The following is a 24,357-nucleotide window of genomic DNA, read 5'->3' as shown; positions in this document are numbered from 1 at the left end:
TTCTCCGTCCTCAGCGCGACCCTTCAGAACTGATGATCACTTCGTGGCGCTCAATACCACCGCCCTCGCCAAAAGCCTCCTTGGGCAACGGATTGGTGTGCGCAGTCTTGAAGTCGGTACTTTTCATCCACGCCTCGAAGGCCGCCTGATCAACCCAATGGGTCAGCACCACATACAGGCCGTCATCGTTTACCGGGCGCAGGATCTCCATACGCACGAAACCCGGCTGTTTATCCACCTCGCCCGCCCGGCGTCGGAAACGCTCCTCAAACTCTGCACGATATTCCGCCTTGACGGGAACCCGGTTAGCTACGACATATTGCATGATGATGCCCCTCGTATATCAGATGGTATTCATTGTAGGACCGCAAAATCCTTCAGACCAAGAACATCCTGCATATCATACAGGCCCGGCGCTCTGCCCCGCAGCCAACTGGCGGCGCGCAAGGCCCCTTCGGCAAAATTCAGCCGGCTGGCCGCGCGATGGGTCAGTTCCAGACGCTCTCCGGCCCCCGCCATCCACACCGTATGTTCACCAACCACGTCTGCGCCACGCAGCGTCGCGAAGCCGATACTGCCGGCCACCCGAGGGCCGGGGACGCCATTGCGATCCAGACACTGGATATCATCCAGGTGCTGGCCACGCCCCACCGCCACCGCCCGTCCCAGAGCCAGCGCGGTACCGGAAGGTGCGTCCATCTTGTGACGATGGTGGGCCTCCACAATCTCCACATCGTAGCCCTCGCCGAGGGCTGCGATGATGGCGGGCAAAAAGGCCAGCAACACGTTGACGCCGACACTCATATTCGGTGCCAGCACCAATGGAATATATTGGCTGGCGTTTTCCAACTCCGCGCGCTGGGTCACGGAAAATCCCGTGGTGCCCACCACGACCGGTTTCGCTGCCTCCACACAGGCCGCGACATGCGCCAGAGCGGCCTCTACCGGACCAAACTCAATCAGCGCGTCCAGATCCACCAGGGCGCCTGCAAGATCCGCGCTAACCGGCAGACCCAAGGCCTGGATGCCCGCCAAACGACCGGCGTCCTCCCCCAGATAGGCAGCCCCGCTGCGCCCTATGGCTGCCGCCAATTGCAACTCAGGATGATGAGCGACAATGGCCTGCACCAAAGCCCGTCCCATACGGCCCGCCACCGCCGTAACGCCAACGCGCCACGCTTCCGCCATTAAAGACCCATCCGGTCAAAGAAGTCTTTGGCCTTATTCCACCAGCTTTCCTGCTGGGGATGCTGGGCGCTATCGCCGCCTTCCTGGGCGAACTCCTCCAGCAATTCTTTTTGCCGGGGGGAGAGGTGCACTGGCACCTCCACCTGGATCTGGCAATGCAGATCGCCATTGAGCTTGCTGCGCACTCCCTTGATGCCTTTACCACGCAGGCGGAACACCGCACCCGACTGCGTACCCGGAGCAATTTGCACTTTGGCGCGACCGGTCAGCGTCGGCACCTCCAGTTCACCACCCATGGCCATCGTCGTAAATTTGACGGGTACCGCACAGTGCAGATCGTCGCCATCCCGTACAAAAAGCGCATGCGGCAGGACCCGCACCTGAATGTACAGGTCTCCCGGCGCTGCCCCCCGTTCACCCGCCTCGCCTTCGCCACTTAGACGAATACGATCTCCCGTATCCACCCCGGCAGGCACCTTCACCTGCAAATCCCGATTTTTGCGCACCCGGCCATGACCATGACAACTCGTGCATGGATCTTTGATGATCTTGCCGCTGCCGTTACACTGCGGACAGGGACGCGTGACGGAGAAGAAACCCTGCACCATCCGTACCTGCCCACGCCCCCCACAGGTCTTACAATCTTCAACGCCACTGCCAGGTTTGGCACCGCTACCATGACACACTTCGCAAATCGCCGAACTGGGAATCTGAATGTTAACCTCTTTACCAAGTGCGGCTTCTTCCAGCGTCAATTCGAGTTCATAACGTAGATCAGCACCCCGTCCCGAATCCTGGCCGCGCGCGCCGCCGCCAAAGGCCTGCTCGAAGATATCGCTGAAGACATCGCCGAAACCAGCGCCAGCGCTGAAACCGCCAAAGCCCGCGCCCGATCGACCGCCGCCGCCATTGACTCCGGCATGACCAAAACGGTCGTAAGCCTGCCGTTTTTCCGGATCGGAGAGCACCTCATAGGCCGCGCTGATTTCCTTGAAGCGATCCTCAGCGCTTGCATCATCCGGATTGCGGTCCGGGTGATAGCGCATCGCCAGACGTCGGTAAGATTTCTTGATCTCGCCGTCATCTGCGGTGCGGTTAACTTCCAATATTTCGTAGTAATCCCGTGTGGCCATCTTCTTTCCTGAAACCCTGAAACGGGCAAAGGGACAGGATAACAGATCCTGCCCCCTCGCGACCGATGGTGATTTTATTTCTTGTCGACTTCTTCGAACTCGGCATCCACCACATCATCCGGCTTGCCGTGGCCCTGCGCATCGGCACCGGGTTCCGCCTGCGCCTGACTGGCAGCGGCACTCTGCAACAAAGCCGACATGGCAGCCATCAGGGTGGCTACCGCGCCCTTAATGACGTCCACATCCTCCCCCTTGATCGCTTCTTCCACCGCCGCGGTGGCCTCCGTCACCTTGATTTTGTCGTGCTCGGGGGCCGCGGCATGTTCCTCCAGCGCCTTACGCGCACCGTGCATACTGGCGTCGGCCTCATTGCGTGCTTCAATCAACGCACGCGCCTTCTTGTCATCCGCCGCATGGGCCTCGGCCTCTTGAATCATCCGCTTGATTTCTTCCTCGGACAAACCGGAGCCTGCGGTGATTTTAATGGACTGCTCTTTGCCGGTCTGGTTGTCCTTGGCCGACACATGGAGAATACCATTGGCATCAATGTCGAAGGTCACCTCGATCTGGGGCATGCCGCGTGGTGCATTGGGAATATCGGCCAGATCAAAACGCGCCAGCGACTTGTTATCCCGCGCCAATTCACGTTCGCCCTGCAACACATGCACCGTCACCGCCGACTGGTTGTCTTCCGCCGTCGAGAAAATCTGCGACTTGCGGGTCGGGATGGTCGTGTTCTTCTCGATCAGTTTGGTCATCACGCCGCCCAAGGTCTCAATACCAAGAGACAATGGTGTTACGTCCATCAGCAACACGTCTTTCTTATCGCCGGACAACACCGCGCCCTGAATGGCTGCACCGATAGCCACCGCCTCATCCGGATTCACATCCTTACGCGGATCCTGGCCGAAAAAGGCTTTGACCTTCTCCTGCACTTTGGGCATCCGGCTCTGACCACCCACCAGAATCACATCGGTGATCTGATTCGTTGCCAGATTGGCGTCCTTCATAGCCACCCGGCACGGCGCCATGCTACGGTCGATAATGTCTTCTACCAACGACTCCAGCTTGGCGCGGGTCAGTTTCATGTTCAGATGCTTCGGCCCGCTCTGATCTGCGGTGATAAAAGGCAGGTTGACGTCGGTCTGCTGTGCGGAAGACAGTTCGATTTTCGCCTTCTCCGCCGCTTCCTTCAGACGCTGCATGGCCAGACGATCACCGCGCAGATCGATACCTGATTCCGCCTTGAAGGAGTCAGCCAGGTAATTAATGACCCGGTTATCAAAGTCGCCACCGCCGAGGAAGGTGTCACCGTTGGTGGAGAGCACTTCAAACTGATGCTCACCCTCCATTTCGGCAATCTCGATAATGGAGATATCGAAGGTGCCACCACCCAGGTCATACACCGAAATTTTGCTGTCACCGGGCTTTTTGTCCTCGCCAAAAGCCAGCGCCGCAGCGGTCGGCTCATTAATAATGCGTTTCACCTCCAGACCGGCGATACGGCCCGCATCCTTGGTCGCCTGCCGCTGCGCATCGTTGAAGTAAGCGGGCACGGTGATGACCGCTTCACTGACCGTTTCGCCAAGATAATCTTCGGCCGTCTTCTTCATCTTCTGCAGGATGAAGGCAGAAATCTGCTGCGCGGAATACTTTTTGTCGCGCACTTCCACCCAGGCATCGCCGTTGTCGGCCTTGATGACTTTGTAGGGCACATGCTTGAGGTCCTTCTGCACCTCGGCATCGTCAAATTTCCGGCCGATCAGACGCTTGACCTCGTAAATGGTATTTTCCGGATTGGTGACGGCCTGACGCTTAGCCGCGTCGCCGACCAGCACCTCGCCTTCTTCCGTGATAGCGACGATGGACGGCGTGGTGCGTTTACCTTCGCTGTTCTCGATCACCTTGACCTTATCGCCTTCCATCACGGCGACACAGGAGTTGGTGGTTCCCAAATCGATTCCTATTACTTTTGCCATTTTATCATCTCCTGAATATGCAAAATCTGTCTGGTGTGCGTTGTGTCATTCTGCCGCTTTAGGTGCTTTGGAAACGGAAACCATGGATGGTCGCAACAGGCGGTCGTGCATTAAATAACCTTTCTGATGGACCGCCAGAACCCGGTTCGCGTCTCCCTCCGTTTCCACCATGGCAATCGCCTGATGCAGGTGGGGGTCAAAACGCCCTTCGCCCATTTCTATGGGGGCGATGCCCGCTTTTCCCAAGGCCTGCGCAAATAGCGTCAACGTATTTTCTAAACCCTGCCGCAACTGCGCGATGCCCTCGGCACCCTCCACCGGGCTGGCCAGTGCCAGCTCCAGACTGTCAATCACCGGCAGTAATTCGCGGGCAAAACGATCCACGGCATAATTGCGAGCGTCCTCCACCTGCTTTTCATGGCGCTTACGCAAATTTTCGGTATCCGCCAGGGCGCGTAAATAATCGTTGCGATAGCCTTCCGCCTTCTCTTCCCAGTTCACCACATCTGCACTGGTAGATTCTGCTTCAGTAGACGGCAACTCCTGCTTCTCTTCTTCATTCATGCGCAATCAATCCCTGAAAGTTTGAGTCCAAGACGATATGGGGAAGGGGCTGGCGTATTTCAAGACCCGGCAGTATCAGGATTGCGACAGGGCGCGACCGAGCAACTGCGCCGTGCCGTCGACCAGCGGAATGATTTGCTGGTAGGGCATCCGCATCGGTCCGATCACCCCCAGCACCCCAACCACCTCCCCATCGACACTGTAGGGCGCCGATACCACGCTGCAATCACTGAGCGGCGCATAGCCCGACTCTTCGCCGATAAAAAGACGCACCTCACTACCGCGCATACTCTCATCCAGCAAATGCACCAGATCACGCTTCTGTCGCACCGCAGCCAAGAGTTCGCGCAAGCGTTCACTTCCCGCCAGCTCCGGCATATCCAGCCACTGGAACTCGCCCTCGATGAGCATACGCTGTTGATCCTCCTCCAGCATTTCCATACCCAGCGCCATGGCACTGCGCAGGATGCGGTCCATTTCGTGACGGGATTGCTGCAGGTCCCGCTGCAAATTATGGATGACATCCTGCAGTGGCCGACCGCCGTAGGTGGCGTTGAAGAAATTGGCTGCCTGCGCCAGTTCTGCCGCCCCAAAGGGGTGCTCCGTGCGGATCAGACGATTCTCCACATCTCCTTTGTCGGTGACGAAGATGGCCAGCACCTCGCGCTCATGCAGCGCGATAAAGTCCACATGCCGCAAAATCCGGGTTGCCCGCCGCGGCACCCGCACAAAACCCGCCATGCGCGTCAATTCAGAGAGAATGCCTGTGGCGGCGTGCAGGACCTGCTCCGTATCCGGAGCGCGAAAACCGATACGATGCACCAGCAAGCGGTGGGACTCTGCCGACAGCGGCACCACCCGCAGCAGTGCATCGACAAAAAAACGATAGCCGACATGGGTGGGGATGCGCCCGGCGGAAGTGTGGGGGGAGATCAGGTAGCCCTCATCCTCCAGGTCCGCCATGACATTACGCACGGTAGCGGGACTGATATTGAGGCCGGCATCACGGACCAACTGGCGACTGCCGACCGGCACGCCTTTGGCGATATGCTGCTCGATGAGGGATTTGAGCAGGTGACGGGCGCGTTCATCCATGACCGTTACAACCTCCGCCAAGATACGCAGAACGGCTCACCCCGTGCAACGGGCGAAGGCAACTGCCGCATGGCGCAGATAAGGGATAAAACATGGCGGAAGAAATCATCCTTGGCACTCAACCATCATGAGTGCTAGTAATTTAGCAAAAAATGATGGCGGAGCAAAGGAATGGTCTGGCCCCTCCCGAAGATTCAGGGCAAACCACCGGGAGGCAAACCGAAAAAGGGTGTTACTTGATCTTGTCTTCCCGATACATCACATGCTTCCGGAGCTTGGGATCGAACTTCTTCATCTCCAGCTTATCGGGCTTGGTCTTCTTGTTCTTGGTGGTGGTGTAGAAATGACCGGTACCGGCCGTGGAAACGAGCTTAATCTTGTCACGCATGGTTCAATCCTCAGATCTTTTCGCCGGCGGCGCGCAGTTCAGCCAGAACGACGTCAATCCCTTTCTTGTCAATGGTACGGATGCCCTTGGTGCTCACCCGCATACGCACCCAACGTTTCTCGCTCTCCACCCAGAAACGGTGGTACTGCAAATTGGGCAGAAAACGGCGGCGGGTCTTGTTGTGGGCGTGGGAAACATTATTCCCCGCCATGGGCTTCTTGCCCATCACCTTGCATACTCTGGACATCGGTTAATCTCCCTGAAAAAAGGCGCTCTTTATACCATAGATGAAAGCGGCCTGCCAGTGGTCCACACGCCATTGCCTGATACGCCTATCCCCTGTAATTTATCCGCACTATGAAAAAACGACGCATATTGATCACCAGCGCCCTCCCCTATGCCAATGGACCCATTCACCTCGGGCACTTGGTGGAATACACCCAAACGGACATCTGGGCCCGCTATCAGCGCCTGCGGGGCCACGACTGCGTCTATGTCTGCGCCGACGATGCCCATGGCACGCCGATCATGCTCCGTGCCCAGAGCGAGGGCATCACACCAGAAGAACTCATCACCCGCATGCACGCTGATCATCTGCGCGACTTCACCGGCTTCGGCATTCAGTTCGATCTGTATCACAGCACCCACTCGCCGGAAAACTTTGAGATTTCTCAGAGCATCTATCGTGCTCTGCGGGCCGCGGATTACATCAACGTCCGCGAAATCGAACAAGCCTACGATGCGGTCGCCGGCATTTTCCTGCCCGACCGCTTCATTCGCGGCACTTGTCCGCGTTGCGGCGCTGCCGATCAGTATGGAGATAGCTGCGAGGTCTGCGGCGCCACCTACAGCCCCACCGACCTTATCAATCCTGTTTCCGCGGTCTCCGGCGCCGTACCCGAGCGCCGCAATTCGGAGCATTATTTTTTTCAGCTCGGGGATTTCAGCGACTTCCTCCGACGGTGGATTCACAATGGCACCCTGCAGGAAGAAGTCGCCCACAAGCTCGATGAATGGTTCAGTATCGGCCTGGCCGACTGGGACATCAGCCGCGACGCCCCCTACTTCGGCATTCCCATCCCCGATGCCCCCGGCAAGTTCTTTTATGTCTGGCTGGACGCCCTGCCCGGCTACATGGCCGCCACCCAGCACTGGTGCGCGACCCACGGCCGCAGTTTGGCCGATTACTGGGGTCCGGATTCCACTGCCGAGGTCTATCATTTTATCGGCAAGGACATCATTTATTTTCACGGCCTGTTCTGGCCGGCCATGCTCAAGGGCTCCGGACACCGGCTGCCGACGGGCATATTCGCCCACGGGCACCTGACCGTAAACGGCGCCAAAATGAGCAAGTCGCGCGGCACCTCCATTACCGCTGTGCAGTATCTCCAGCATCTGAATCCTGAATTCCTGCGCTACTACATCGCCACCAAGCTCAACAGCCATGTGGAAGATATCGACCTCAATCTCGAAGACTTCCTGCTCAAGGGCAATGGCGACCTGATCGGCAAGGTGGTCAATCTGGCCTCCCGCGCGGCGGGTTTCATCCACCGCAGCTTTGCGGGCCGACTGGCCGCCTCCCTGGGCAATGATCAGGCTTTTTATGATGGACTGCTACAGACCCAGGAGGCCATCGGTGAGGCCTACGCCGGGCGGGAATATGGCAAGGCCATGCGTGACATCATGGCGCTGGCGGATCAGATCAATGCTTATGTGGACCAGAATGCACCCTGGACTTTGGCCAAAGACCCGGCCCAAGGCGAGGCGCTGCACCGTGTCGCCAGCGTCACCCTGAACGGCTTCCGGGTGCTGATCACCCTGCTCAGCCCCGTGCTGCCGGAGCTATCGCGCAAATCGCTGGAGTTCCTGCAATGCGAATTGGACTGGGCGGGCCTGACCAAGCCGCTTCTCAATCACCAGATCCAGCCCTACACCCATCTTTTACAACGTATGGAAAAAACCCAGGTGGACGCCTTGATCCAGAATCCCGCAGAAAGCCCCGCAACAGCCCCCGGCATGGCGGCGGCCCCAGCAGTGCCCACGCCCGTACCTGCTGAGGCCAAGGAAGAAAACCCCTTTATCCGCATGGACGACTTCAGCAAGGTGGATTTGCGCATTGCGCGGATTATTGCCGCGGACAGCGTGGAAGGCGCGGACAAGCTACTGCACCTCACCCTGGATATTGGCGAGGGCACCCGCTCGGTCTTTGCCGGCATCAAGAGCGCTTACGATCCTGCCAGCCTGGTCGGCAGGCTGACCGTGATGGTCGCCAATCTGGCGCCCAGAAAGATGCGTTTCGGCCTGTCCGAGGGCATGGTGCTTGCCGCCAGCGGGCCGGAGGGCGGACCCTTCCTGCTCTCTCCCGATAGCGGGGCGCAACCGGGCATGCGGGTTAAATAGGGGCCTGCGCGGTCGCCAGCAACTTGCGTTCTTCATAGGTTTCCCGGGCCAGACGCACGTCTTCCAGGAACCACGGGAGCTCTTTCAGCAGCAGGGCCTGCGGGCCATCCACCAGCGCCGTCGCCGGGTCGGGGTGGAAGTCCACCAGAATCATGTTGGCACCGGCCACCACGCCCTGCGCGGTCACATGGAAGACATCCATGATGCCATCCGGCCCCGCGTCGCGGCTGCCCACGGAGTGGGATGGATCGATGCAGACGGGCATCCGCGTCAGCCGCTTCACGACCGGCACCTGGGCGAAATCCACGAAGTTGCGGTGCGGGTCACCCAGATTCGTCTTCATGCCGCGCAGCCCGAAGACCACCTTGGTATTTCCCTCCGAAGCCAGGTACTCGGCGGCATTGAGGGATTCTTCCAGGGTAATGCCGAAACCGCGCTTGAGCAGCACGGGAAGTTCCTGCTGCCGCCCCACCGCCTTCAGCAACTCGAAATTCTGAGTATTGCGGGTACCGATTTGGAGCATGACACCGGTCGGATGACCGGTCTTTTCGAGTGCCTCGCGGATCTCGTCCATATGCGCCTCGTGGAGAATTTCCATGGCGATGACACGGATGCCGTATTTGCCCGCCAGGTCAAACACCCAGGGCAGACAGCTTTTGCCATGTCCCTGAAAGGCGTAAGGGCTGGTACGCGGCTTGTAGGCCCCCATGCGGGTACAAACCTGGCCATTTTCCTGCAAGGCGCGCAGCATTTGCTCCACATGCTCATGCGTATCCACTGCGCAGAGCCCGGCGAAGACATGCAGAGTATCCTGGGAAAAACGCACCCCATTGTACTCAAAACCATTGCCGCGCTGGTCATCATTATGGCGGCCCAGCATCCGGTACTCACGGGACACGCGAATGGCACGTCCCACCCCGGGGAGCGCTTCCATATCTTCTATCCGGAGCTGTTTGGTGTCGCCGATCAGGTAGATTTCGCTGAGTACCTGCTCCGCACCCTGTTCTTGATGGACCCGGAAGTGAATGCCGGAAAGGCCGCGCAGATGGGTAAGAAGTTGTTGAAAGATCGGCGATTGTTCGTCGACGTTGGCTTCTAAAATCAAAATCATGAATTGCCCCTTTCGCATATGCCAAAAGCTGCGGAGGAGCATAACATGGCGCCGCCCCCGCCTCTACGGAGTCGTGCGCATTTTACCGCGCGCTATAACCCCAACATGCGTTCCGGGCGCATGTATCTATCGAATTCCTCCGCCGAGAGATGGCCGAGATGGAGCACCGCTGCACGCAAGGTACAGCCTTCACGATGGGCATGCTGGGCGGCGGCGGCGGCGCGCTCGTAGCCGATGACCGGCGCCAGGGCCGTGACCAGCATCAGCGACTCTTCCATATTTTGGCGAAGCTGGTCTTCTGCCGGCTGCAAATCGCGCAGGCAATGATCGCTGAAGGAGCGGACAGCATCACCCAACAACGCAATGGATTGCAGAATATTATAGGCAATCAGTGGCTTGTACACATTCAGCTCAAAATTACCCTGCGAAGCGGCAAAAGCGATGGCCGCATCATTGCCGTAAATCTGCACGCAGACCATGGTCAGAGCCTCGGCTTGAGTGGGGTTCACCTTGCCGGGCATGATGGAGGAGCCGGGCTCGTTTTCCGGGAGATGCAGTTCGCCCAGACCGGCCCGCGGGCCAGAAGCCATCCAGCGGATATCATTGGCGATCTTTATCAGGGACATGGCCATGCCACGCAGTGCCGCGCTCAACTGCAGCAATGCTTCATGTCCCGCCAGGGCGGCAAACGCATTGGCCGCCGGGCGGAAAGGCAGACCCAACTCCGCATGTAACCGCGCGCACACCGCACTGGCAAAATCCGGGTGGCAGTTGAGGCCGGTGCCGACGGCTGTCCCGCCCAGCGCCAGGGCATAAAGACCGGGCAAGGTCTGCTCCAGCGCGTGTATGCCTTGCCGCAGTTGCGCCACATAGCCGGAAAACTCCTGCCCCAAAGTGAGCGGCACCGCATCCATCAGATGGGTGCGTCCGACCTTGATGAGCTGGGCAAAGTCCCCCGTCTTACGCTCCAACTCTCCCTCCAGATGCGCCAATGCCGGTAAGAGTCCATGATGTATCGCCAAAGCCGCCGCAATATGCATGGCCGACGGAAAAGCGTCGTTGGAGGATTGACCCAGATTGACGTGATCATTGGGGTGTACCGGCGTCTTACCGCCCCGGGGCTGCCCCGCCATTTCATTAGCCCGGTTGGCAATGACCTCATTGACGTTCATGTTGCTTTGGGTGCCGCTGCCCGTCTGCCAGACCCGCAGGGGAAACTGCGTATCCCAGCGCCCGGCGACGACTTCCGCCGCCGCGTCACTGATCTTTTCGGCCAGCGCCTCATCCAGCAGACCCAGCCCGGCGTTCACCAAGGCCGCCGCCCGCTTGATTCGTGCCAGAGCGTGGATAACCGGGAGGGGCATCTGCTCAGTGCCGATGGCGAAATAACGCAGGGAGCGTTGTGTCTGGGCACCCCAGAGGGCATCGTCGTTCACCTCGATAACGCCCATGCTGTCCTTTTCCTGACGCATATTCAGCGTACCTCCGCCAGTTTTTCGGCCTCATCCACCATCCCGGCCATATAATCCAGCGCCCGCGACCAGATTTCCGGGTCTTCCAGATCAATGCCGGCCGCCGCCACCACCTCGGCTGGGGCCTTGCTCCCCCCAAGTTTCAGCATGGCGATGTAACCGGGTACGAAGTCGGCCGGAGCTGCCCGATAGCGCTGGATCAGCGCCAGCGTCAGCAATTCGCCAAAGGCATAGGCATACACATAGCCCGGCGAGCCGATGAAGTGAGAAATATAACTCCACCACCAGCGATAACCAGGACTGAACTGAATACTGTCGGCAAACTGCTCCGTCTGGGTTTGCATCCACAACTCCGCCAGACGCTCCTTACTCAGTTCGCCCTCGGCACGGCGCGCGCCGTGCATGACTTCCTCAAAACGGTGCATGGCCATCTGCCGGAACACCGTGGCAAAGGTATCCTCGATTTTGCCGCAGAGCAGGCCCAGCCGCCGCCGGGGATCCTGCTCCTCGCGCATCAGTTGTCCGAAGGTCAGCATCTCGCCGAAAACCGAAGCCGTCTCCGCCGTGGTCAGGGGAGTATCCGCGTTCATATGGCCTTGTTCGCGGGCGAGATACTGGTGGATGCCGTGCCCCAGTTCGTGGGCCACCGTCATCACATCCCGCACCGTGCCAGTGTAGTTGACCATGAGATAGGGATGCACATCGGGGGTCACCGGATGGGCGAAGGCCCCACCCCGCTTGCCCGATGCCAGCGCGGCGTCAATCCAGCCCTCGTCGAAAAAACGCCGACCGATGGCCCCCAGTTCCGGAGAAAAATCCGTCACCGCGGCCAGCACGATGCGCTGACACTCCGCCCAGTCGTAGCGCCGCTCGCCACCCGGCAAAGGCGCATAACGGTCATAATCCATCAACGGCGATACGTTCAATAATTTAGCCTTGAGCCGGTAATAGCGGGCCACCAGCCCATAGCGTCCGACCACGGCTTGCTCCAGCGCCTCGACCATTTTGTCGGAGATTTCGTTGCTCAGGTTGCGGTCACTCAGCCAGTGGGGATAGCGGCGCAGACGATCATCCAGGGCCTTGTCGGCGAGGATGGCGTTGAAACAGGTGGTGAGGGTATGCAAGCGCCCTTCCAGCCCCTTGCTGAGGGATTCGGCCGCATCCCGGCGCAACTCCCGGTCGGGATCGGACAACAGGGTCAACACCTCCTGCTCGGTCATCTGCTTGCCGCGCAAGGGAAAGCGCATCTCCGTCAATGTCTCGTCAAAAAGCCGCTCCCAGAGCGCCCGCCCAGTCACCCGCTTTTCCGACAGAATTTGCTCCTCACTCTCGCTGCGCAGGTGATCACGATACCTCCGCCAGTTACGCAGCAGGTGCGCCCAATGCGCTAGCGCGGGATCTGCCAGCAGGCTTTCTGCCCGGCTATCCGCAACGGCATTCCAGGCGATATCGAAGAAGACCAGACGATTCTGAATGGCCGTGGCCGCCTCTTCGTAAGCCTGCAGAGCGGCGCCATACGCCGGCTGATCGGCATGGGTCACGTAACTGAGGTAACGAAAGGCACCCACCCGACCGATGCGCTGGCGGACGGCTTCCAACTGCGCCATGGCCGCCGCCAGTTGCGCCGCGTCCAGATCACCCAGACCGGGACGATAGACCTCTGCGAAGCGCGTCGCGGCGCTGTCCGCCCAGCGCATATCCTCGGTCAGCCGCGGGTCATCCACCCCGGCGTACAGATCCCCGAGACGCCAATGTATCTGCTCCGCACCCGTCGCCGCCTGATTCACACCCTTCATCATGCTGCCATTCTCCATCCGAGCAATGTTTGATTCGCGGGCGCCGCTGTTCAGCCCGCCATCTCCGGCAAACCCAGACCACGGCGTACACAAGGCAACAACGCCGTCAGTTCGGGCGCGCGTCCTGCACGTTGGGCCTGCCACATCATCTCGCCCAGACAATCCACGAAAAGATGTTCGGCGCCGGTTTCACCCAGCTTGCGGCGCGCACTGTCGAAGAGGTCCACGATACCCGCAGGCTGTCCCAATGCCAACATCTCCTCCAGCCCTATATGCAGAGACAGGTGCATATAGGGGTTACTCCGTCCCTGCTCGGGCGGGAAATCCTGTTCCAGCCCGCGCGACGCATCGCTCAGCAAGGCATGATATTCCGGATGGCGGAGAATGACGGCGACAATCCGCGTCTGCACCCCTTCCAGTGGACGCCCCTCCTGATAAGCCCGCCAACTGTCCAGAAATACCTGTCGATATGTTTCTCGTTTACTGCCATAAAGCATAATGATTAGCCTGTCAGAACATACCGGAAGATCATAGGCCAGACCGGCACGGGTAGGAAAGAGAGGCCCTTTGTGATACACAAGGCAGGTCCTGGAAGCCTAACCCAGCTTAATCAAAAACACTTATCGCGACATTATTTTCAGCGGGAGATCAGCGCATCATGGCCAACGCGAATGCAGTATCGTCAGCAGCAGTAACCACCCTCAATGAACGCCAGTGGGAAGGGCTCGGTAAAGTCGGTGACGCCGCCCTGCAGGTGCAGAACTTGCTGCAGACGCTGCGCGATATCCTCAACGAATTGCCGCGGGCCATCGATACCGACAAGCTCATGGAGACCATGAAGCCGTATCTGGAACAATTGCAGCGCGTCTCGGAGTCGCTGCAAGCCTTCATTAAAGGCAACTCCGGTGAGGAGCCGCTGGATCGCCTGCGCAACGTGCTGAACGACGTTCAGAATGCGGAACTCGACAAGACCCTGAAGGAAATCCTGCAACTACTCGGCAACCTGCAGCGCGCCGGCTTCTTCCGCTCCATCTCCACCCTCAGCGCTGAATTCAAATGCCCCATCATCGGCGAAAATCCGGAAGACATGGTGCAGAAAATTCATGGCGCCACCGCAAGCATCCAGTACTGGATGGATAGCGCGCGGCAGGGCGTCGGCGTCGTCGGCAACATGCTCGGTCAGCTCGACCTGCCCGATCGCCTCGACGAAATCCAGGAAATGGCCGACCAGTGGATTCAAATGGCCAAACGGGCCCAACGCCTCATTCAGGGTGACGCCCCCAACCTGCAGGCGCGCCTGAGCGGCATGCTCGACATGGCGGAAATTCTCGGTGGACAGATGAACATCGCCATCGGCACCCTGCGCGATACCATACCGGAAGTGCTGGAAGGCGCGGACATGGGCGGCACGCTCGCCACTATTGGTGCCGGTGGCAGCCGTTGGATGCACATTGCGCTGCGGGTCAAGGCTCTGGCGCAGGGCGACTCCGAAGATCTCGCTCAGCGGGTGGAAGGCTTGCTGGACCAGGTGGAGCGCCTCGCCGGCTATGCCGCGAGCGCGGGCTTCTTCATCCAGGCGGGTAAAGATGGCGTAGGTGCGGTTCGCAATATTCTCAGCGACATGGATCTGCCGAAAAAGCTGGACGACCTTGCGGAAGAAGCCGAAAAGTGGCTGGAAATCGCGCAAATCGGCGCCAAGGCCGTACGGGGCGACGCGGCAAGCATCAACGCACGGATCAAGGAAATTGTTCAGGGCCTGCATGATGCCCACCTGATGGACATGCTGCCTGACGTCTTCGCGCTGGTGGGTAACCTGCAGAAGGCCGGCCTGGCCGGCAAGCTGAACATGATCATGACGCAAGTCGTCCCCATGATCCCCTCCGACGAAGTCTTTGCCAGCGGTGTGCACAAGGCGATGAAGGCGCTGGAGCAGACCAGGACCGAGATGAAGGACGAGAACAACAAGGGTGGCGGTATCTTCGGTCTGATGAAAATCTTCTTCGCCAAAGACACCCAGTTCGTGCTGAAGTTCGCCGTGCGCTTCGCTTCCATCTTCCTGAAGGCGCTGAAACAGGGCTGATTTTCTAGCTCTCGCAAAAAAGCCCCGCACCTTGCTGGTGCGGGGCTTTTTTGCGTTGCGGGGAAGGGAGGCAGGTACTAAGCCCCATGCTGTCCCCACCACACCTTTGCCTTCTCCGCTGCCGCCCTGGCCGCTGCCGGATCGTTCAGCCAGGCCTTCGCCAGATCGATAATCTCCGCATTGTCCTGCGCCCATACCGCAGCGCCAGCGGCCAACAAGCCCTGACGTACCGCGTTATCCGGCATTTTCGGACCGAGGATGAGGGGACAACCATCAGCAATGGCTTTGCCGAGATCCACTGCACCTCCTACCAACGTGCCGCCAGGCACACAAAAATCCACACAAGCGTAGAAAGCATCGCGCTGCTCCGCCGTTTCCACAAAGTAGACGCGCGTCTTGATGGGCACGAAGCTGGTGAACAAACGACTATGGCGGATGGTCTGCAGATGGTATTTCAGCGCGTCACGATAAACGGGTTCGTAGCGTTCTTCCCGATCTGGCGCCAACACCATAATGCCCATTTTCACCCGCATCAGCGAAAGAAAAATGGCGTAAGCTTCAGCATCTTCGCCTTCATGCAGATTGGGGAAATATATCACGCAGCGCTGCCGGTCCCGAAATTCCTTAAAACGCTCGCACCATTCCATGCATGTCACTCCTGAACCGCAGTGTGGGATTTTCCAGGCGCCGATGATAGGCGACACTGGCGTATCATTCAAAATTTGCTCAGCGCAGGCGCTTGTGAAGCGCGCACCGCTTTTGTGTTATATTAACAACAATATTCAAACAAAGAAGAACACACGCCTATGCTACGATCACTTTTTGTATTTTCGGAGATGATGCCCTACTCCAAAACGGGTGGCCTCGCGGACGTCGGCGGGGCGTTGCCCCTGGCGTTAAGGCAACTGGGCGCCGAGGTTCGCGTTTTGGTGCCTTACTACGGGTGCCCGGCCACGAGTGATATGCGCTGGTGTTGCGCCGTCAACGTGCCCTATACGGGTGAAACAGCCGAACTGTGGTCGCCGGTGGGGGAAGCACAGATCCTTTTCCTCCGCTATCCCGCTTACTATGAACGCGACGGCGGTCCTTACCAGGATACTCAAGGCGAAGACTGGCCGGACAACGATCGACGCTTTGCCCTGCTCAACCGGGTAGCCGTCGAAATCGCCCAGGGACGTGTGTCGGGGCTCAATTGGCGTCCGGATATCGTCCATGCCAATGACTGGCAAACCGGACTGATACCCTACTTGCTCGATCTGGAGGCACGGATCGGCGCAGCGCGACCCGCCGTCCTTTTCACTATTCATAATTTGGCCTATCAGGGTCGCTTCGCGCCCGGCGCCATGGCGCCTCTGCACTTGCCGGCGGCGGATTTTCACTGGCTCGGGACCGAACTCTACGGGGCCTTTTCCTTCATGAAAGCGGGTCTGGCTTATAGCGACCAAATCACCACCGTCAGCCCTACCTATGCCGAGGAGATTCAGAGCAGTGCCTTCGGTATGGGACTGGATGGGCTGCTGCAAACCCGATCCGAGCATCTGTCGGGCATTCTCAATGGCATTGATGCCATCCACTGGAACCCCGGCGCGGACCCCTATCTGCCCGCGCATTATTCGCTACAAGATCGGCTCGGTAAGGCGCAGTGCAAGGCGCAACTGCAGAGCAGTCTCGGCCTTCGTCCTGATCCTCATGTATTCCTCCTCGGCATGATCAGCCGTCTGGTGGAGCAGAAGGGGACGGATATGGTACTGGATATTCTCCCTGATCTGTTACGCCACGGCATGCAAGTGGTGGTATTGGGCAGTGGCGATAAATCTTTCGAGCGACAATTGCTGGAGATGGCCGCGGCGCATCCGACCCAGATGGTGGCGCGCATCACCTTTGACGAAGGGCTATCCCATCGCATCGAAGCGGGCGCAGATGCTTTTCTCATGCCCTCCCGCTTCGAGCCCTGCGGCCTGAATCAAATGTACAGCCTGCGCTACGGCACCCTGCCCATAGTTCACCGTACGGGCGGGCTGGCCGATACGGTCACCGATGCCGACGACTTCCACCATCCACTACAACGCAACGGATTTGTTTTTGACCGCCCGCACAGCGATGCCCTGCATGATGCCGTGCTGCGCGCGGAAGCGTTGTTCCGTCAACCAGCGCTGTGGTCACATCTGCAAGATCAGGCCATGGCTGGCGATTATAGCTGGCAGCACTCGGCACGCGCCTATCTCCAGCTTTATCACGAGGTGCTGGCGCGGCGCGCAGGCGGTCACTAAGCGCCTCCCGCTCGCCGCTGATTCGCTATACTGGGGACTAAAGGAGAAGCATATGGAAATGCAATTTTATGGCGCCGCAGGGGGGGTCACCGGATCCTGTCATTTTCTGCGCGTTGGCGATAAAAAGCTGCTCATCGACTGCGGCATGTTTCAGGGGGGGCATGACCTGGAAGAAGAAAATCGCGCCGAGTTCGGCTTTGCTGCCAAAGACATCGATTATCTGTTGCTGACCCACGCCCATCTCGATCACTGTGGGCGCATCCCCTTGCTGGTGAAACGTGGTTTTCGCGGCGAGATCATCACCACGGCAGCCACCCGTGAGCTGGCGCGACTGGTGCTCATGGATGCGGCAGGCCTTGCGGCAGAAGAGGCACGGCGCTCCAACCGGCGTCATCGGCGTCAGGGTGGAACAGAAGCCGAGGCCATTTATGACCTCACCGACGTCCTTGATACTATGGATCGTTTCGGACGCACCGCGGATTATGCGCAGAAAATGGAGGTCTGCCCCGGCGTCAGTATAACCTTCGGAGATGCCGGTCATATTCTCGGTTCCGCCTGGATATTGATAGAAGCCAGTGAAGCGGACAGACAGCAGCGCATCGTTTACTCCGGCGATCTGGGCAATCGCGGCAAGCCCATTATCAACCCGTCCACCCCCGCGCCCCAGGCGGATGTCATCGTCATGGAAACCACCTACGGCGACCGCCTGCACAAGGCCATCGGGCCCTCGGTGGACGAGCTGCGCGATGCCATCCTCGACACCCTGAAACGCGGCGGCAATGCCATCATTCCCACCTTCGCCCTGGAGCGCGCCCAGGATTTACTGTATTACCTGCGCGAGATGATGAACGACAACCAACTCCCCGCCAACCTACCGGTCTTTCTCGATTCGCCCATGGCCATTTCCGCCACGGAGATTTTTCGCCGTCATCCGGAATGCTTCAATCCCGACACCCGTGAAGGTCTGCGACATGGCACCGACCCCTTCGCCCTGCGCAACCTCCACTTCACCCGCGAAACCAGCGAATCCATAGGCATCAATCTAATCAAGGGCGGCGCCCTGATTATGGCCGGGTCGGGCATGGCGACCGGGGGCCGGGTCACCCACCATCTCAAACACAACATCTGGCGCGAAGACTGCAGCGTCATCTTTGTCGGCTATGCCGCACAGGGGACGCTGGCGCGGCGCATCATCGACGGGGCGAAAACCGTACGGATATTTGGTGAAGAGATTCGCGTCGCCGCCAAAATTTACACCATCGGTGGTTTCTCGGCCCACGCCGACCACGACGAACTCCTCGCCTGGTACGGTGATCAAAAACCGACGCGCACGATTCTCGTCCATGGCGAGGAAAATGGCCGGGAAGGCATCGCCAAGGTACTGCGGGCGCGCGGCTTACCGGTGGATTGCCCGGTCATTGGTGATCGTTATTCCCTCTAAAAAAGCTTTTGCGTTGCGCCGGGACCATAAACGGCTACAATGCCCCGAAGGCTTTTACACCCGCATGCAGGAGGAGTCGTACGATGTCAGGTCACTTTCCTTTTTCCGGCAAGGCCAACCGCGTTTCGGTCTACGCCTTTTTTGAGGCCCACGACTGGAGCCTTGAAGCGCAAGAGAAGTATTTTGAAAAATGGTACCGGTGGGCGAAAGACTACGTCATGAATGATGCCGACCTGAAAGCCGCCAAAGGCGTACTCTTCAGCAGCGACCATTTTGGAACCCATGCTGACCATGATTTCCATCTGCACGGCTACGCGATTGCCACGCGCATGCTGGACCTCGGCGAAACCATCAAGGGAAGCATCCTGCCCAAGCTGGACCACGACATGCTCCACGCCCTGGAACACGACCATGAAGAATGGATCGCCGCCGCCAATGCCGTCGCGGCAAGCCATCCCCGACCGGAAGCGCCGGAGATTGGTCGTTATCGTCACGTCTGAAGGTGCGGCCACGGTGTCGGGTCAGGTCACAGACCCGACACCCAGCGTCGCGGCCAGTCTATCTCCCAGCACCTGCACCTGTTCCCGTGGGTAAATGTTGCGCCATGGATCCACAAAACATCCATCGCTGTTTTGCGGCCCTGCGCGCCGCCATTCCTGAACCCAAAACCGAGCTGATCTATCAGTCCCCCTTTCAGCTTCTGGTCGCCGTGGTGCTCTCCGCGCAAAGTACGGACAAAGCCGTCAACGCCTGTACCCAGACACTTTTTGCCGCGGCGCCTACCCCCGACACGATGGCGGCGCTCGGTGAGGACGGCATCAAGACCCATATCCGTCGCCTGGGGCTATTCAACGCCAAGGCCCGTCATGTGCATGCCCTGGCGCAACAACTGCTGGCTCTGCACGACGGCGAAGTGCCCGCAGACCGGAAGGCGCTGGAAGCGCTCCCCGGTGTCGGGCGCAAAACCGCCAACGTCGTCCTCAATACCCAATTCGGGCACCCCACCATTGCGGTGGATACCCATATCTTCCGGGTAGGCAACCGGATAGGTATTGCTCCCGGCAAAACCCCTCTGGCCGTCGAACAGGCCCTGCTCGCGGCGGTACCCGCCGAATACCTGCAGGACGCCCACCACCTCCTGATCCTCCATGGCCGCTATACGTGCACGGCCAGACGTCCGCACTGTGGTCACTGTCCGCTTTTCCAATGCTGCGAATGGCCGGACAAACATCAGTGGGCAGCAAAATCATCCTAGCCAGTACCGGCTTCGCCATGGATGCCCGACATCCTGAGCGACTGCTGGCGCAGGCGATCGAAGAGGCCCACCATAAGCTACACGGGCAGACCATTACCGCCGCCCTTTTCCTGTTCAGCCCTCCGCTGTCCCCTGTGCTGCACATCCGGGCTACCGATATCAATCGCAGCGGGCACTGGCGGGTACGCCGCACAGAGGAGCAACCATGACGCATGTAGTGACGGAATCCTGCATTCTCTGCAAGTACACCGACTGTGTGACGGTGTGTCCAGTAGACTGTTTCCATGAGGGTCCCAATTTTTTGGTCATAGATCCTCTGGAATGTATTGATTGCACCTTATGTGTGGCCGAGTGCCCGGTCGATGCAATTTACCTGGACGCGGACCTGCCGAATGGCATGGAAGAGTATCCGGAACTCAATACACAGCTCGCTAAAACATGGCCTGTGCTCATCCAGAAAAAACCGGCACTGGCAGATGCCGAAACGTGGGGCAAGGTGCGGGATAAGCGCATTTATCTGGTTACCGGCGAGCATTCTACTGAGACGGCTTTGCCAGAGCCAAGCGCACCCTTGGAAGAATACAAACGTACACCCGAATTCGATAGGGAGCATATACCCGCCGGTTTATTGCACGATCATCACACCAAGGCTGGGGTTTGGGGACGCATCGTGATCCTGGAGGGCCGACTGCGTTACTGCCTGGATGACGGCAGCGGACGCAACTGGTCATTGAGCCCAGAACGTCCAGCCTGGATACCGCCTGATGTACCCCACCATGTGGAGGCGGCAGATATGGTAAGGTTTTATGTAAGCTTTTGGCGCTAGGAATCTCCATGGAACAAAAAACGTTCCGCAGCGGACGATCACGTCACCTGGAATTCCGAAGCATAGGCACCGCACTATGCAGACAAAAATCGTTCGAATCGCAAACTGGAATCCGGCAACCCCTGGCTCAGGGCCAATTCCGTCACCCCCTGGACCAGCCGCGTTGATCCGCAAACATACAGGTCCGGTGAAGCCGCAAGGCTTCCCAAGTCATCGCGCAAGGCTTCCATTACGCTGCCTCGATAACCCGCCCATTCATTTCCAGGACGTGAAAGGCATATCTTAACCTGCAGTTGGGGAAGTTTATCCTGGATCTGGCGGATTTCCTCCTGACAGAAGAGTTCGTCTTCATATCTCGCGCCGAAATACAGACGTGCCGGAAGCGTTTCCCCCCAATCTGCCATGCGACGTAGCATCGACAGTAACGGTACGAGGCCGGTCCCACCACCAACAAACCAACGTGGCTGCAGGCCATTCTCTCTCAGGGTAAACGTTCCAAGTGGACCACGTATATTCAGGCGGTCGCCCACCAGGGCGGATTCCAGATAGGTAGAAAAAGCACCGTCAGGGCGCAGCATGATAAAAAACTCCAGGTCACCATTCCAGTTGGTGTTATTGGCCAGCGAATAGGCGCGACGCGCCTCGCCGCCAGGTACTTGGATCTCCATAAATTGCCCTGCTTCGAATTCCGCAGCTCCCCCTTGCGTATCGGGTTGCAGGCGTAACAACAGTCGTCGCGTACCCGTAGCCACCATCGTGACATCTATCACTTCGGCCACGCGTTCCGGAATGCGCTCAAAACGGATGTAATTGTAGTCATAGGGCGCCTCCAGAATCAGATCCGCACGCGGATAGGTACGGCACAGAAGGACATCTCCCCGCACCTGCGCACTTTCTGGCAGGGCTTCCGTACTCACTTCCCCCAGGTGATAAGCACCTGCCGTGACCGTAGCCACGCAGGCACCGCAGGTCCCTTTCCGGCATTGGGAAGGAAGCAGGATACTTTCCCGCTCCGCGGCAAAGAGCAAATCTTCCGCCTCAGAACAGACAAATGACACCCGTTGCCTATCACGGGTATGGATAGTGATATCGTAGTTGGTCATGCTGTGTGCATCCTTATGCTGCTTCGTCCGTTGCCGAACGAAGCAGCGATCCGTTGTGCTATGCCGTAGCCGTATGCGTCAGGGCCGCCTGCAAATCCGCTTGCGCCTCGCCAATAAGATCGAGATCAAGATCGAAACGTGATTGGAGCTTCTGCACCAGAGTTGGTGTGAGATAGGCTGGCAGGGTTGGTCCTAGTTTGATCCCCTTGATACCCAAAGCCAGCAGGGAAAGGTGAATAGCGGTAGCTTTTTGTTCAAACCAGGAGAGCATGATCGACAACGGCAGGTCATTGACCCCGCAATTGAACGCTTCGGCCAAGGCACCCGCTACCCGGATGGCGGAGTGGGCATCATTGCATTGGCCTATATCCAGCAGGCGGGGGATGCCACCAATATCTCCGAACTCATGTCTATTGAATCGATACTTGCCGCAACCCAAGGTCATTACTACCGAGTCCGCGGGAGCGTGGTCCGCCACCTCCGTGAAGTAGTTGCGTGCCGGAGAAGCACCGTCGCACCCGCCAACGAGGAAGAAGTGGCGAATGTCTCCGGATTTTACCGCATCTACGATTTTGTCAGCCGCGCCCAAGAGGGTGTGATGTCCAAAACCGATGGTGATCCGTTGATCTTCCGCATCGGCAGCGAATCCCGGCAAGGCTTTAGCGGCCTGGATAACCGGAGTGAAATCCCCATCGTCGATATGGCGGACACCGGGCCAACCCACTGGGCCAAGGGTAAAAATGCGATTCTTATAACTTTTGCCTGGTTCGATGATGCAGTTGGAAGTCATGACGATGGGGCCAGGGAAGTCTGCAAATTCGCGCTGCTGATCCTGCCATGCGCCCCCTAGATTCCCGGCCAGATGAGGGTAGGCCTTGAGGGTGGGATAGGCATTGGCTGGCAACATCTCTCCATGGGTGTAAACATTTATCCCTTGATCCTTGGTCTGCTCCAGGATTTGCTTCAGATCATGGAGATCATGGCCGCTGACCAGGATTGCCTTCCCTTTGATCGGGGAGATGCGTACAGAGGTAATTTCCTGCGCCCCAAAGGTCTCGGTGTTGGCGGCGTCAAGTAACTCCATCACCTTTAAGTTCAAACGGCCGACTTCCAACGATTCTTCCAACATTGCATCGATATCCGTTGGATTGCTCGCCAAATAATCCAGGATCACCTCTGCCTGGGCATCGACTTCGTCACTCTGGTAACCCAGGACGCGGGCGTGTTGAGCATAAGCGGCCACACCTTTCATGCCGTAGAGGATGAGGGCACGGGCACCGATCACATCTGATCCGAGATGATCTACCACGGAGTTTATGGCGACGCCAGAGGCCTGGCGTAACAGTTGTTCCAGACCATCGGCGGGTTGAAAATTGGCTGGACCGGACAAAATTTCGGGAGTCTTGCCCTGCTCTCGCGCCGCCTCCTCGTACAATAATTTGATTCGCTCGCGCCTTTTGGTGGCCTCCTGAATCAGATGGACAAAACGCGTAGCAGTGAAGTTCACATTGGTTAGTGTGGTGAAAAGACCATAAAAAATGAAGTCGTCTGTATACCTGTCGGCAACACCCATCGCCCGCGCCCGGCGCGCATACTGGGCAACGCCCTTAATAAGGTGCGTGAGAATATCCTGCAGATCGGCAGTGGCCTCGTCCTTGCCGCACGTTCCCGGCGCACTGGCACAACCTATTCCGGCGGGGGTACGTGTGGTTTGTTCGCATTGATAGCAAAACATGATGGGCGTCTCCTGAAATTGTGGTGTACGTCCGTGAATGGTGCCTGTCGCGGTCAGGGTAATCCTTGATCTCGATCAAGGATCCGGGATCTACAGCGTTTGCGCACTGAGCTACCAGACAGCGGGGTGGGCAAGACTGACGTGACTTGGAATGGTTTGCGTCTTGCCGGAAACCTCTTGGAGGCGGGTCAAGAACTAAGAGTGTTCCTGATGATGATTCCGTCGACATGGCTCATGGTGCCTACAAAGCGCCGGAAAGATACGACCAGGATTTGTCCAAGATGCTCAAGGAGCTCATTGTACAAGGCGCTTTGGTCAAGGTGTGTGGAACGTGTATGCCCCGTTGTTGCACAAAAGCGCCGAGAATTGACGCTCAGTAGAGCGTTTAAGCAGGATGACGACAAAGAAAACCCAGGTACGATACTCAGACCTTTAACTTAATTTGGTGCGCAGTACTGGAGTCGAACCAGTGACCTTCGGCTTCGGAGGCCGACGCTCTATCCATCTGAGCTAACTGCGCG

The 24,357-nt window shown here is 58.4% G+C and carries 23 protein-coding genes and 1 tRNA gene; 8 read left to right on the top strand and 16 right to left on the bottom strand.

Annotation, left to right across the window (positions count from 1 at the left end; genetic code table 11):
• Positions 1 to 10 precede the first annotated feature (10 nt).
• The 8 genes from PJU76_RS02450 to rpmB all read right to left on the bottom strand — a co-directional run bounded on the left by PJU76_RS02450 (position 11) and on the right by rpmB (position 6,594).
• Positions 11 to 325 (bottom strand): antibiotic biosynthesis monooxygenase family protein, encoded by a 315-nt coding sequence (locus tag PJU76_RS02450; RefSeq protein ID WP_271780330.1) that lies wholly within the window; start codon positions 323 to 325, stop codon positions 11 to 13.
• A 29-nt stretch (positions 326 to 354) separates the two neighbouring features.
• Positions 355 to 1,188, bottom strand: coding sequence for a 4-hydroxy-tetrahydrodipicolinate reductase (gene dapB / locus PJU76_RS02445; RefSeq protein WP_271780329.1), 834 nt, complete (start codon positions 1,186 to 1,188; stop codon positions 355 to 357).
• Positions 1,188 to 2,321, bottom strand: coding sequence for a molecular chaperone DnaJ (gene dnaJ, locus PJU76_RS02440; RefSeq protein ID WP_271780328.1), 1,134 nt, complete (start codon positions 2,319 to 2,321; stop codon positions 1,188 to 1,190). The genes dapB and dnaJ overlap by 1 nt, the downstream gene beginning before the upstream one ends.
• A gap of 74 nt (positions 2,322 to 2,395) precedes the next feature.
• Complete coding sequence (dnaK, locus tag PJU76_RS02435) at positions 2,396 to 4,300, bottom strand: molecular chaperone DnaK (protein ID WP_271780327.1); 1,905 nt, start codon at positions 4,298 to 4,300, stop codon at positions 2,396 to 2,398.
• A gap of 45 nt (positions 4,301 to 4,345) precedes the next feature.
• Positions 4,346 to 4,864, bottom strand: a complete 519-nt coding sequence (locus tag PJU76_RS02430) for a nucleotide exchange factor GrpE (protein ID WP_064218970.1) — start codon at positions 4,862 to 4,864, stop codon at positions 4,346 to 4,348.
• Between the two features lie 75 nt (positions 4,865 to 4,939).
• Positions 4,940 to 5,959: a heat-inducible transcriptional repressor HrcA gene (hrcA, locus tag PJU76_RS02425; protein WP_064218971.1), complete on the bottom strand. Its 1,020-nt coding sequence runs from the start codon at positions 5,957 to 5,959 to the stop codon at positions 4,940 to 4,942.
• 232 nt (positions 5,960 to 6,191) lie between these two features.
• Entirely contained in the window at positions 6,192 to 6,347 is a 156-nt protein-coding gene (rpmG, locus tag PJU76_RS02420) for a 50S ribosomal protein L33 (protein WP_064218972.1), read from the bottom strand.
• Positions 6,348 to 6,357: 10 nt separating this feature from the next.
• The gene (gene rpmB / locus PJU76_RS02415; RefSeq protein WP_271780326.1) at positions 6,358 to 6,594 is read right to left on the bottom strand and encodes a 50S ribosomal protein L28; all 237 of its coding nucleotides are present in this window, start codon (positions 6,592 to 6,594) and stop codon (positions 6,358 to 6,360) included.
• A 110-nt stretch (positions 6,595 to 6,704) separates the two neighbouring features.
• Between rpmB and metG the strand changes: the two genes are divergently transcribed.
• Positions 6,705 to 8,747, top strand: a complete 2,043-nt coding sequence (gene metG, locus PJU76_RS02410) for a methionine--tRNA ligase (RefSeq protein ID WP_271780325.1) — start codon at positions 6,705 to 6,707, stop codon at positions 8,745 to 8,747.
• Here the strand turns inward: metG and PJU76_RS02405 are convergent.
• The 4 genes from PJU76_RS02405 to PJU76_RS02390 form a co-directional block, all read right to left on the bottom strand.
• Positions 8,740 to 9,858 carry a 3-deoxy-7-phosphoheptulonate synthase gene (locus PJU76_RS02405; protein WP_271780324.1) on the bottom strand — a complete coding sequence of 373 codons (1,119 nt, stop codon included), beginning with the start codon at positions 9,856 to 9,858 and terminating at the stop codon, positions 8,740 to 8,742. The two genes, metG and PJU76_RS02405, sit on opposite strands and share 8 nt — an antisense overlap.
• A 92-nt stretch (positions 9,859 to 9,950) precedes the next feature.
• Positions 9,951 to 11,330 (bottom strand): class II fumarate hydratase, encoded by a 1,380-nt coding sequence (fumC, locus tag PJU76_RS02400; protein ID WP_271780323.1) that lies wholly within the window; start codon positions 11,328 to 11,330, stop codon positions 9,951 to 9,953.
• Between the two features lie 2 nt (positions 11,331 to 11,332).
• The gene (locus tag PJU76_RS02395; RefSeq protein WP_271780322.1) at positions 11,333 to 13,129 is read right to left on the bottom strand and encodes a M3 family oligoendopeptidase; all 1,797 of its coding nucleotides are present in this window, start codon (positions 13,127 to 13,129) and stop codon (positions 11,333 to 11,335) included.
• Between the two features lie 47 nt (positions 13,130 to 13,176).
• Complete coding sequence (locus PJU76_RS02390) at positions 13,177 to 13,623, bottom strand: DUF1841 family protein (protein ID WP_271780321.1); 447 nt, start codon at positions 13,621 to 13,623, stop codon at positions 13,177 to 13,179.
• Positions 13,624 to 13,784: 161 nt separating this feature from the next.
• Between PJU76_RS02390 and PJU76_RS02385 the strand changes: the two genes are divergently transcribed.
• Positions 13,785 to 15,206: a hypothetical protein gene (locus PJU76_RS02385; RefSeq protein WP_271780320.1), complete on the top strand. Its 1,422-nt coding sequence runs from the start codon at positions 13,785 to 13,787 to the stop codon at positions 15,204 to 15,206.
• A 77-nt stretch (positions 15,207 to 15,283) separates the two neighbouring features.
• Here the strand turns inward: PJU76_RS02385 and PJU76_RS02380 are convergent, their stop codons facing one another.
• On the bottom strand, positions 15,284 to 15,853 hold the full coding sequence (locus PJU76_RS02380; protein ID WP_271780319.1) for a 3-deoxy-D-manno-octulosonic acid transferase: 570 nt from the start codon (positions 15,851 to 15,853) through the stop codon (positions 15,284 to 15,286).
• A gap of 159 nt (positions 15,854 to 16,012) precedes the next feature.
• On the opposite strand from PJU76_RS02380, the gene glgA reads away from it, so the two are divergent.
• The 6 genes from glgA to fdxA all read left to right on the top strand — a co-directional run bounded on the left by glgA (position 16,013) and on the right by fdxA (position 20,998).
• Positions 16,013 to 17,476, top strand: coding sequence for a glycogen synthase GlgA (gene glgA, locus PJU76_RS02375; RefSeq protein ID WP_271780318.1), 1,464 nt, complete (start codon positions 16,013 to 16,015; stop codon positions 17,474 to 17,476).
• A gap of 52 nt (positions 17,477 to 17,528) precedes the next feature.
• Positions 17,529 to 18,917 (top strand): MBL fold metallo-hydrolase RNA specificity domain-containing protein, encoded by a 1,389-nt coding sequence (locus tag PJU76_RS02370; protein WP_271780317.1) that lies wholly within the window; start codon positions 17,529 to 17,531, stop codon positions 18,915 to 18,917.
• Positions 18,918 to 19,000: 83 nt separating this feature from the next.
• On the top strand, positions 19,001 to 19,417 hold the full coding sequence (locus PJU76_RS02365) for a hypothetical protein (protein WP_271780316.1): 417 nt from the start codon (positions 19,001 to 19,003) through the stop codon (positions 19,415 to 19,417).
• Between the two features lie 104 nt (positions 19,418 to 19,521).
• Positions 19,522 to 20,172 (top strand): endonuclease III, encoded by a 651-nt coding sequence (nth, locus tag PJU76_RS02360; protein ID WP_271780315.1) that lies wholly within the window; start codon positions 19,522 to 19,524, stop codon positions 20,170 to 20,172.
• Positions 20,151 to 20,381 (top strand): hypothetical protein, encoded by a 231-nt coding sequence (locus PJU76_RS02355; protein WP_271780314.1) that lies wholly within the window; start codon positions 20,151 to 20,153, stop codon positions 20,379 to 20,381. The genes nth and PJU76_RS02355 overlap by 22 nt, the downstream gene beginning before the upstream one ends.
• The gene (gene fdxA, locus PJU76_RS13790) at positions 20,378 to 20,998 is read left to right on the top strand and encodes a ferredoxin FdxA (protein ID WP_456298497.1); all 621 of its coding nucleotides are present in this window, start codon (positions 20,378 to 20,380) and stop codon (positions 20,996 to 20,998) included. Before PJU76_RS02355 ends, fdxA begins: the two co-directional genes overlap by 4 nt.
• A 74-nt stretch (positions 20,999 to 21,072) precedes the next feature.
• On the opposite strand, the gene PJU76_RS02340 is transcribed toward fdxA, so the two are convergent.
• From PJU76_RS02340 to PJU76_RS02330, 3 genes are all read right to left on the bottom strand, one after another.
• Positions 21,073 to 22,101: an FAD-binding oxidoreductase gene (locus PJU76_RS02340; protein ID WP_271780313.1), complete on the bottom strand. Its 1,029-nt coding sequence runs from the start codon at positions 22,099 to 22,101 to the stop codon at positions 21,073 to 21,075.
• 58 nt (positions 22,102 to 22,159) lie between these two features.
• The gene (gene hcp, locus PJU76_RS02335; protein WP_271780312.1) at positions 22,160 to 23,836 is read right to left on the bottom strand and encodes a hydroxylamine reductase; all 1,677 of its coding nucleotides are present in this window, start codon (positions 23,834 to 23,836) and stop codon (positions 22,160 to 22,162) included.
• A gap of 443 nt (positions 23,837 to 24,279) precedes the next feature.
• Positions 24,280 to 24,356, bottom strand: a tRNA-Arg gene (locus tag PJU76_RS02330).
• Position 24,357 lies beyond the last annotated feature (1 nt).

The sequence above is a fragment of the Acidithiobacillus ferriphilus genome (assembly GCF_028215975.1).
Lineage (GTDB): Bacteria > Pseudomonadota > Gammaproteobacteria > Acidithiobacillales > Acidithiobacillaceae > Acidithiobacillus > Acidithiobacillus ferriphilus.
Note: the sequence above shows the minus strand (reverse complement) of the source record. Positions and strands in the feature narration are given on the sequence as shown.

Excerpts from the sequence above, each read along its gene's own strand:
- rpmB (WP_271780326.1), bottom strand. The coding sequence starts at position 6,594 with ATGTCCAGAGTATGCAAGGTGATGGGCAAGAAGCCCATGGCGGGGAAT.
- hcp (WP_271780312.1), bottom strand. The coding sequence starts at position 23,836 with ATGTTTTGCTATCAATGCGAACAAACCACACGTACCCCCGCCGGAATA.
- metG (WP_271780325.1), top strand. The coding sequence starts at position 6,705 with ATGAAAAAACGACGCATATTGATCACCAGCGCCCTCCCCTATGCCAAT.
- dapB (WP_271780329.1), bottom strand. The coding sequence starts at position 1,188 with ATGGCGGAAGCGTGGCGCGTTGGCGTTACGGCGGTGGCGGGCCGTATG.
- PJU76_RS02385 (WP_271780320.1), top strand. The coding sequence starts at position 13,785 with ATGGCCAACGCGAATGCAGTATCGTCAGCAGCAGTAACCACCCTCAAT.
- PJU76_RS02430 (WP_064218970.1), bottom strand. The coding sequence starts at position 4,864 with ATGAATGAAGAAGAGAAGCAGGAGTTGCCGTCTACTGAAGCAGAATCT.
- PJU76_RS02370 (WP_271780317.1), top strand. The coding sequence starts at position 17,529 with ATGGAAATGCAATTTTATGGCGCCGCAGGGGGGGTCACCGGATCCTGT.
- PJU76_RS02340 (WP_271780313.1), bottom strand. The coding sequence starts at position 22,101 with ATGACCAACTACGATATCACTATCCATACCCGTGATAGGCAACGGGTG.
- rpmG (WP_064218972.1), bottom strand. The coding sequence starts at position 6,347 with ATGCGTGACAAGATTAAGCTCGTTTCCACGGCCGGTACCGGTCATTTC.
- PJU76_RS02380 (WP_271780319.1), bottom strand. The coding sequence starts at position 15,853 with ATGGAATGGTGCGAGCGTTTTAAGGAATTTCGGGACCGGCAGCGCTGC.
- fumC (WP_271780323.1), bottom strand. The coding sequence starts at position 11,330 with ATGCGTCAGGAAAAGGACAGCATGGGCGTTATCGAGGTGAACGACGAT.
- PJU76_RS02395 (WP_271780322.1), bottom strand. The coding sequence starts at position 13,129 with ATGATGAAGGGTGTGAATCAGGCGGCGACGGGTGCGGAGCAGATACAT.
- PJU76_RS02405 (WP_271780324.1), bottom strand. The coding sequence starts at position 9,858 with ATGATTTTGATTTTAGAAGCCAACGTCGACGAACAATCGCCGATCTTT.
- hrcA (WP_064218971.1), bottom strand. The coding sequence starts at position 5,959 with ATGGATGAACGCGCCCGTCACCTGCTCAAATCCCTCATCGAGCAGCAT.
- fdxA (WP_456298497.1), top strand. The coding sequence starts at position 20,378 with ATGACGCATGTAGTGACGGAATCCTGCATTCTCTGCAAGTACACCGAC.
- PJU76_RS02450 (WP_271780330.1), bottom strand. The coding sequence starts at position 325 with ATGCAATATGTCGTAGCTAACCGGGTTCCCGTCAAGGCGGAATATCGT.
- dnaJ (WP_271780328.1), bottom strand. The coding sequence starts at position 2,321 with ATGGCCACACGGGATTACTACGAAATATTGGAAGTTAACCGCACCGCA.
- PJU76_RS02390 (WP_271780321.1), bottom strand. The coding sequence starts at position 13,623 with ATGCTTTATGGCAGTAAACGAGAAACATATCGACAGGTATTTCTGGAC.
- dnaK (WP_271780327.1), bottom strand. The coding sequence starts at position 4,300 with ATGGCAAAAGTAATAGGAATCGATTTGGGAACCACCAACTCCTGTGTC.
- nth (WP_271780315.1), top strand. The coding sequence starts at position 19,522 with ATGGATCCACAAAACATCCATCGCTGTTTTGCGGCCCTGCGCGCCGCC.
- glgA (WP_271780318.1), top strand. The coding sequence starts at position 16,013 with ATGCTACGATCACTTTTTGTATTTTCGGAGATGATGCCCTACTCCAAA.
- PJU76_RS02365 (WP_271780316.1), top strand. The coding sequence starts at position 19,001 with ATGTCAGGTCACTTTCCTTTTTCCGGCAAGGCCAACCGCGTTTCGGTC.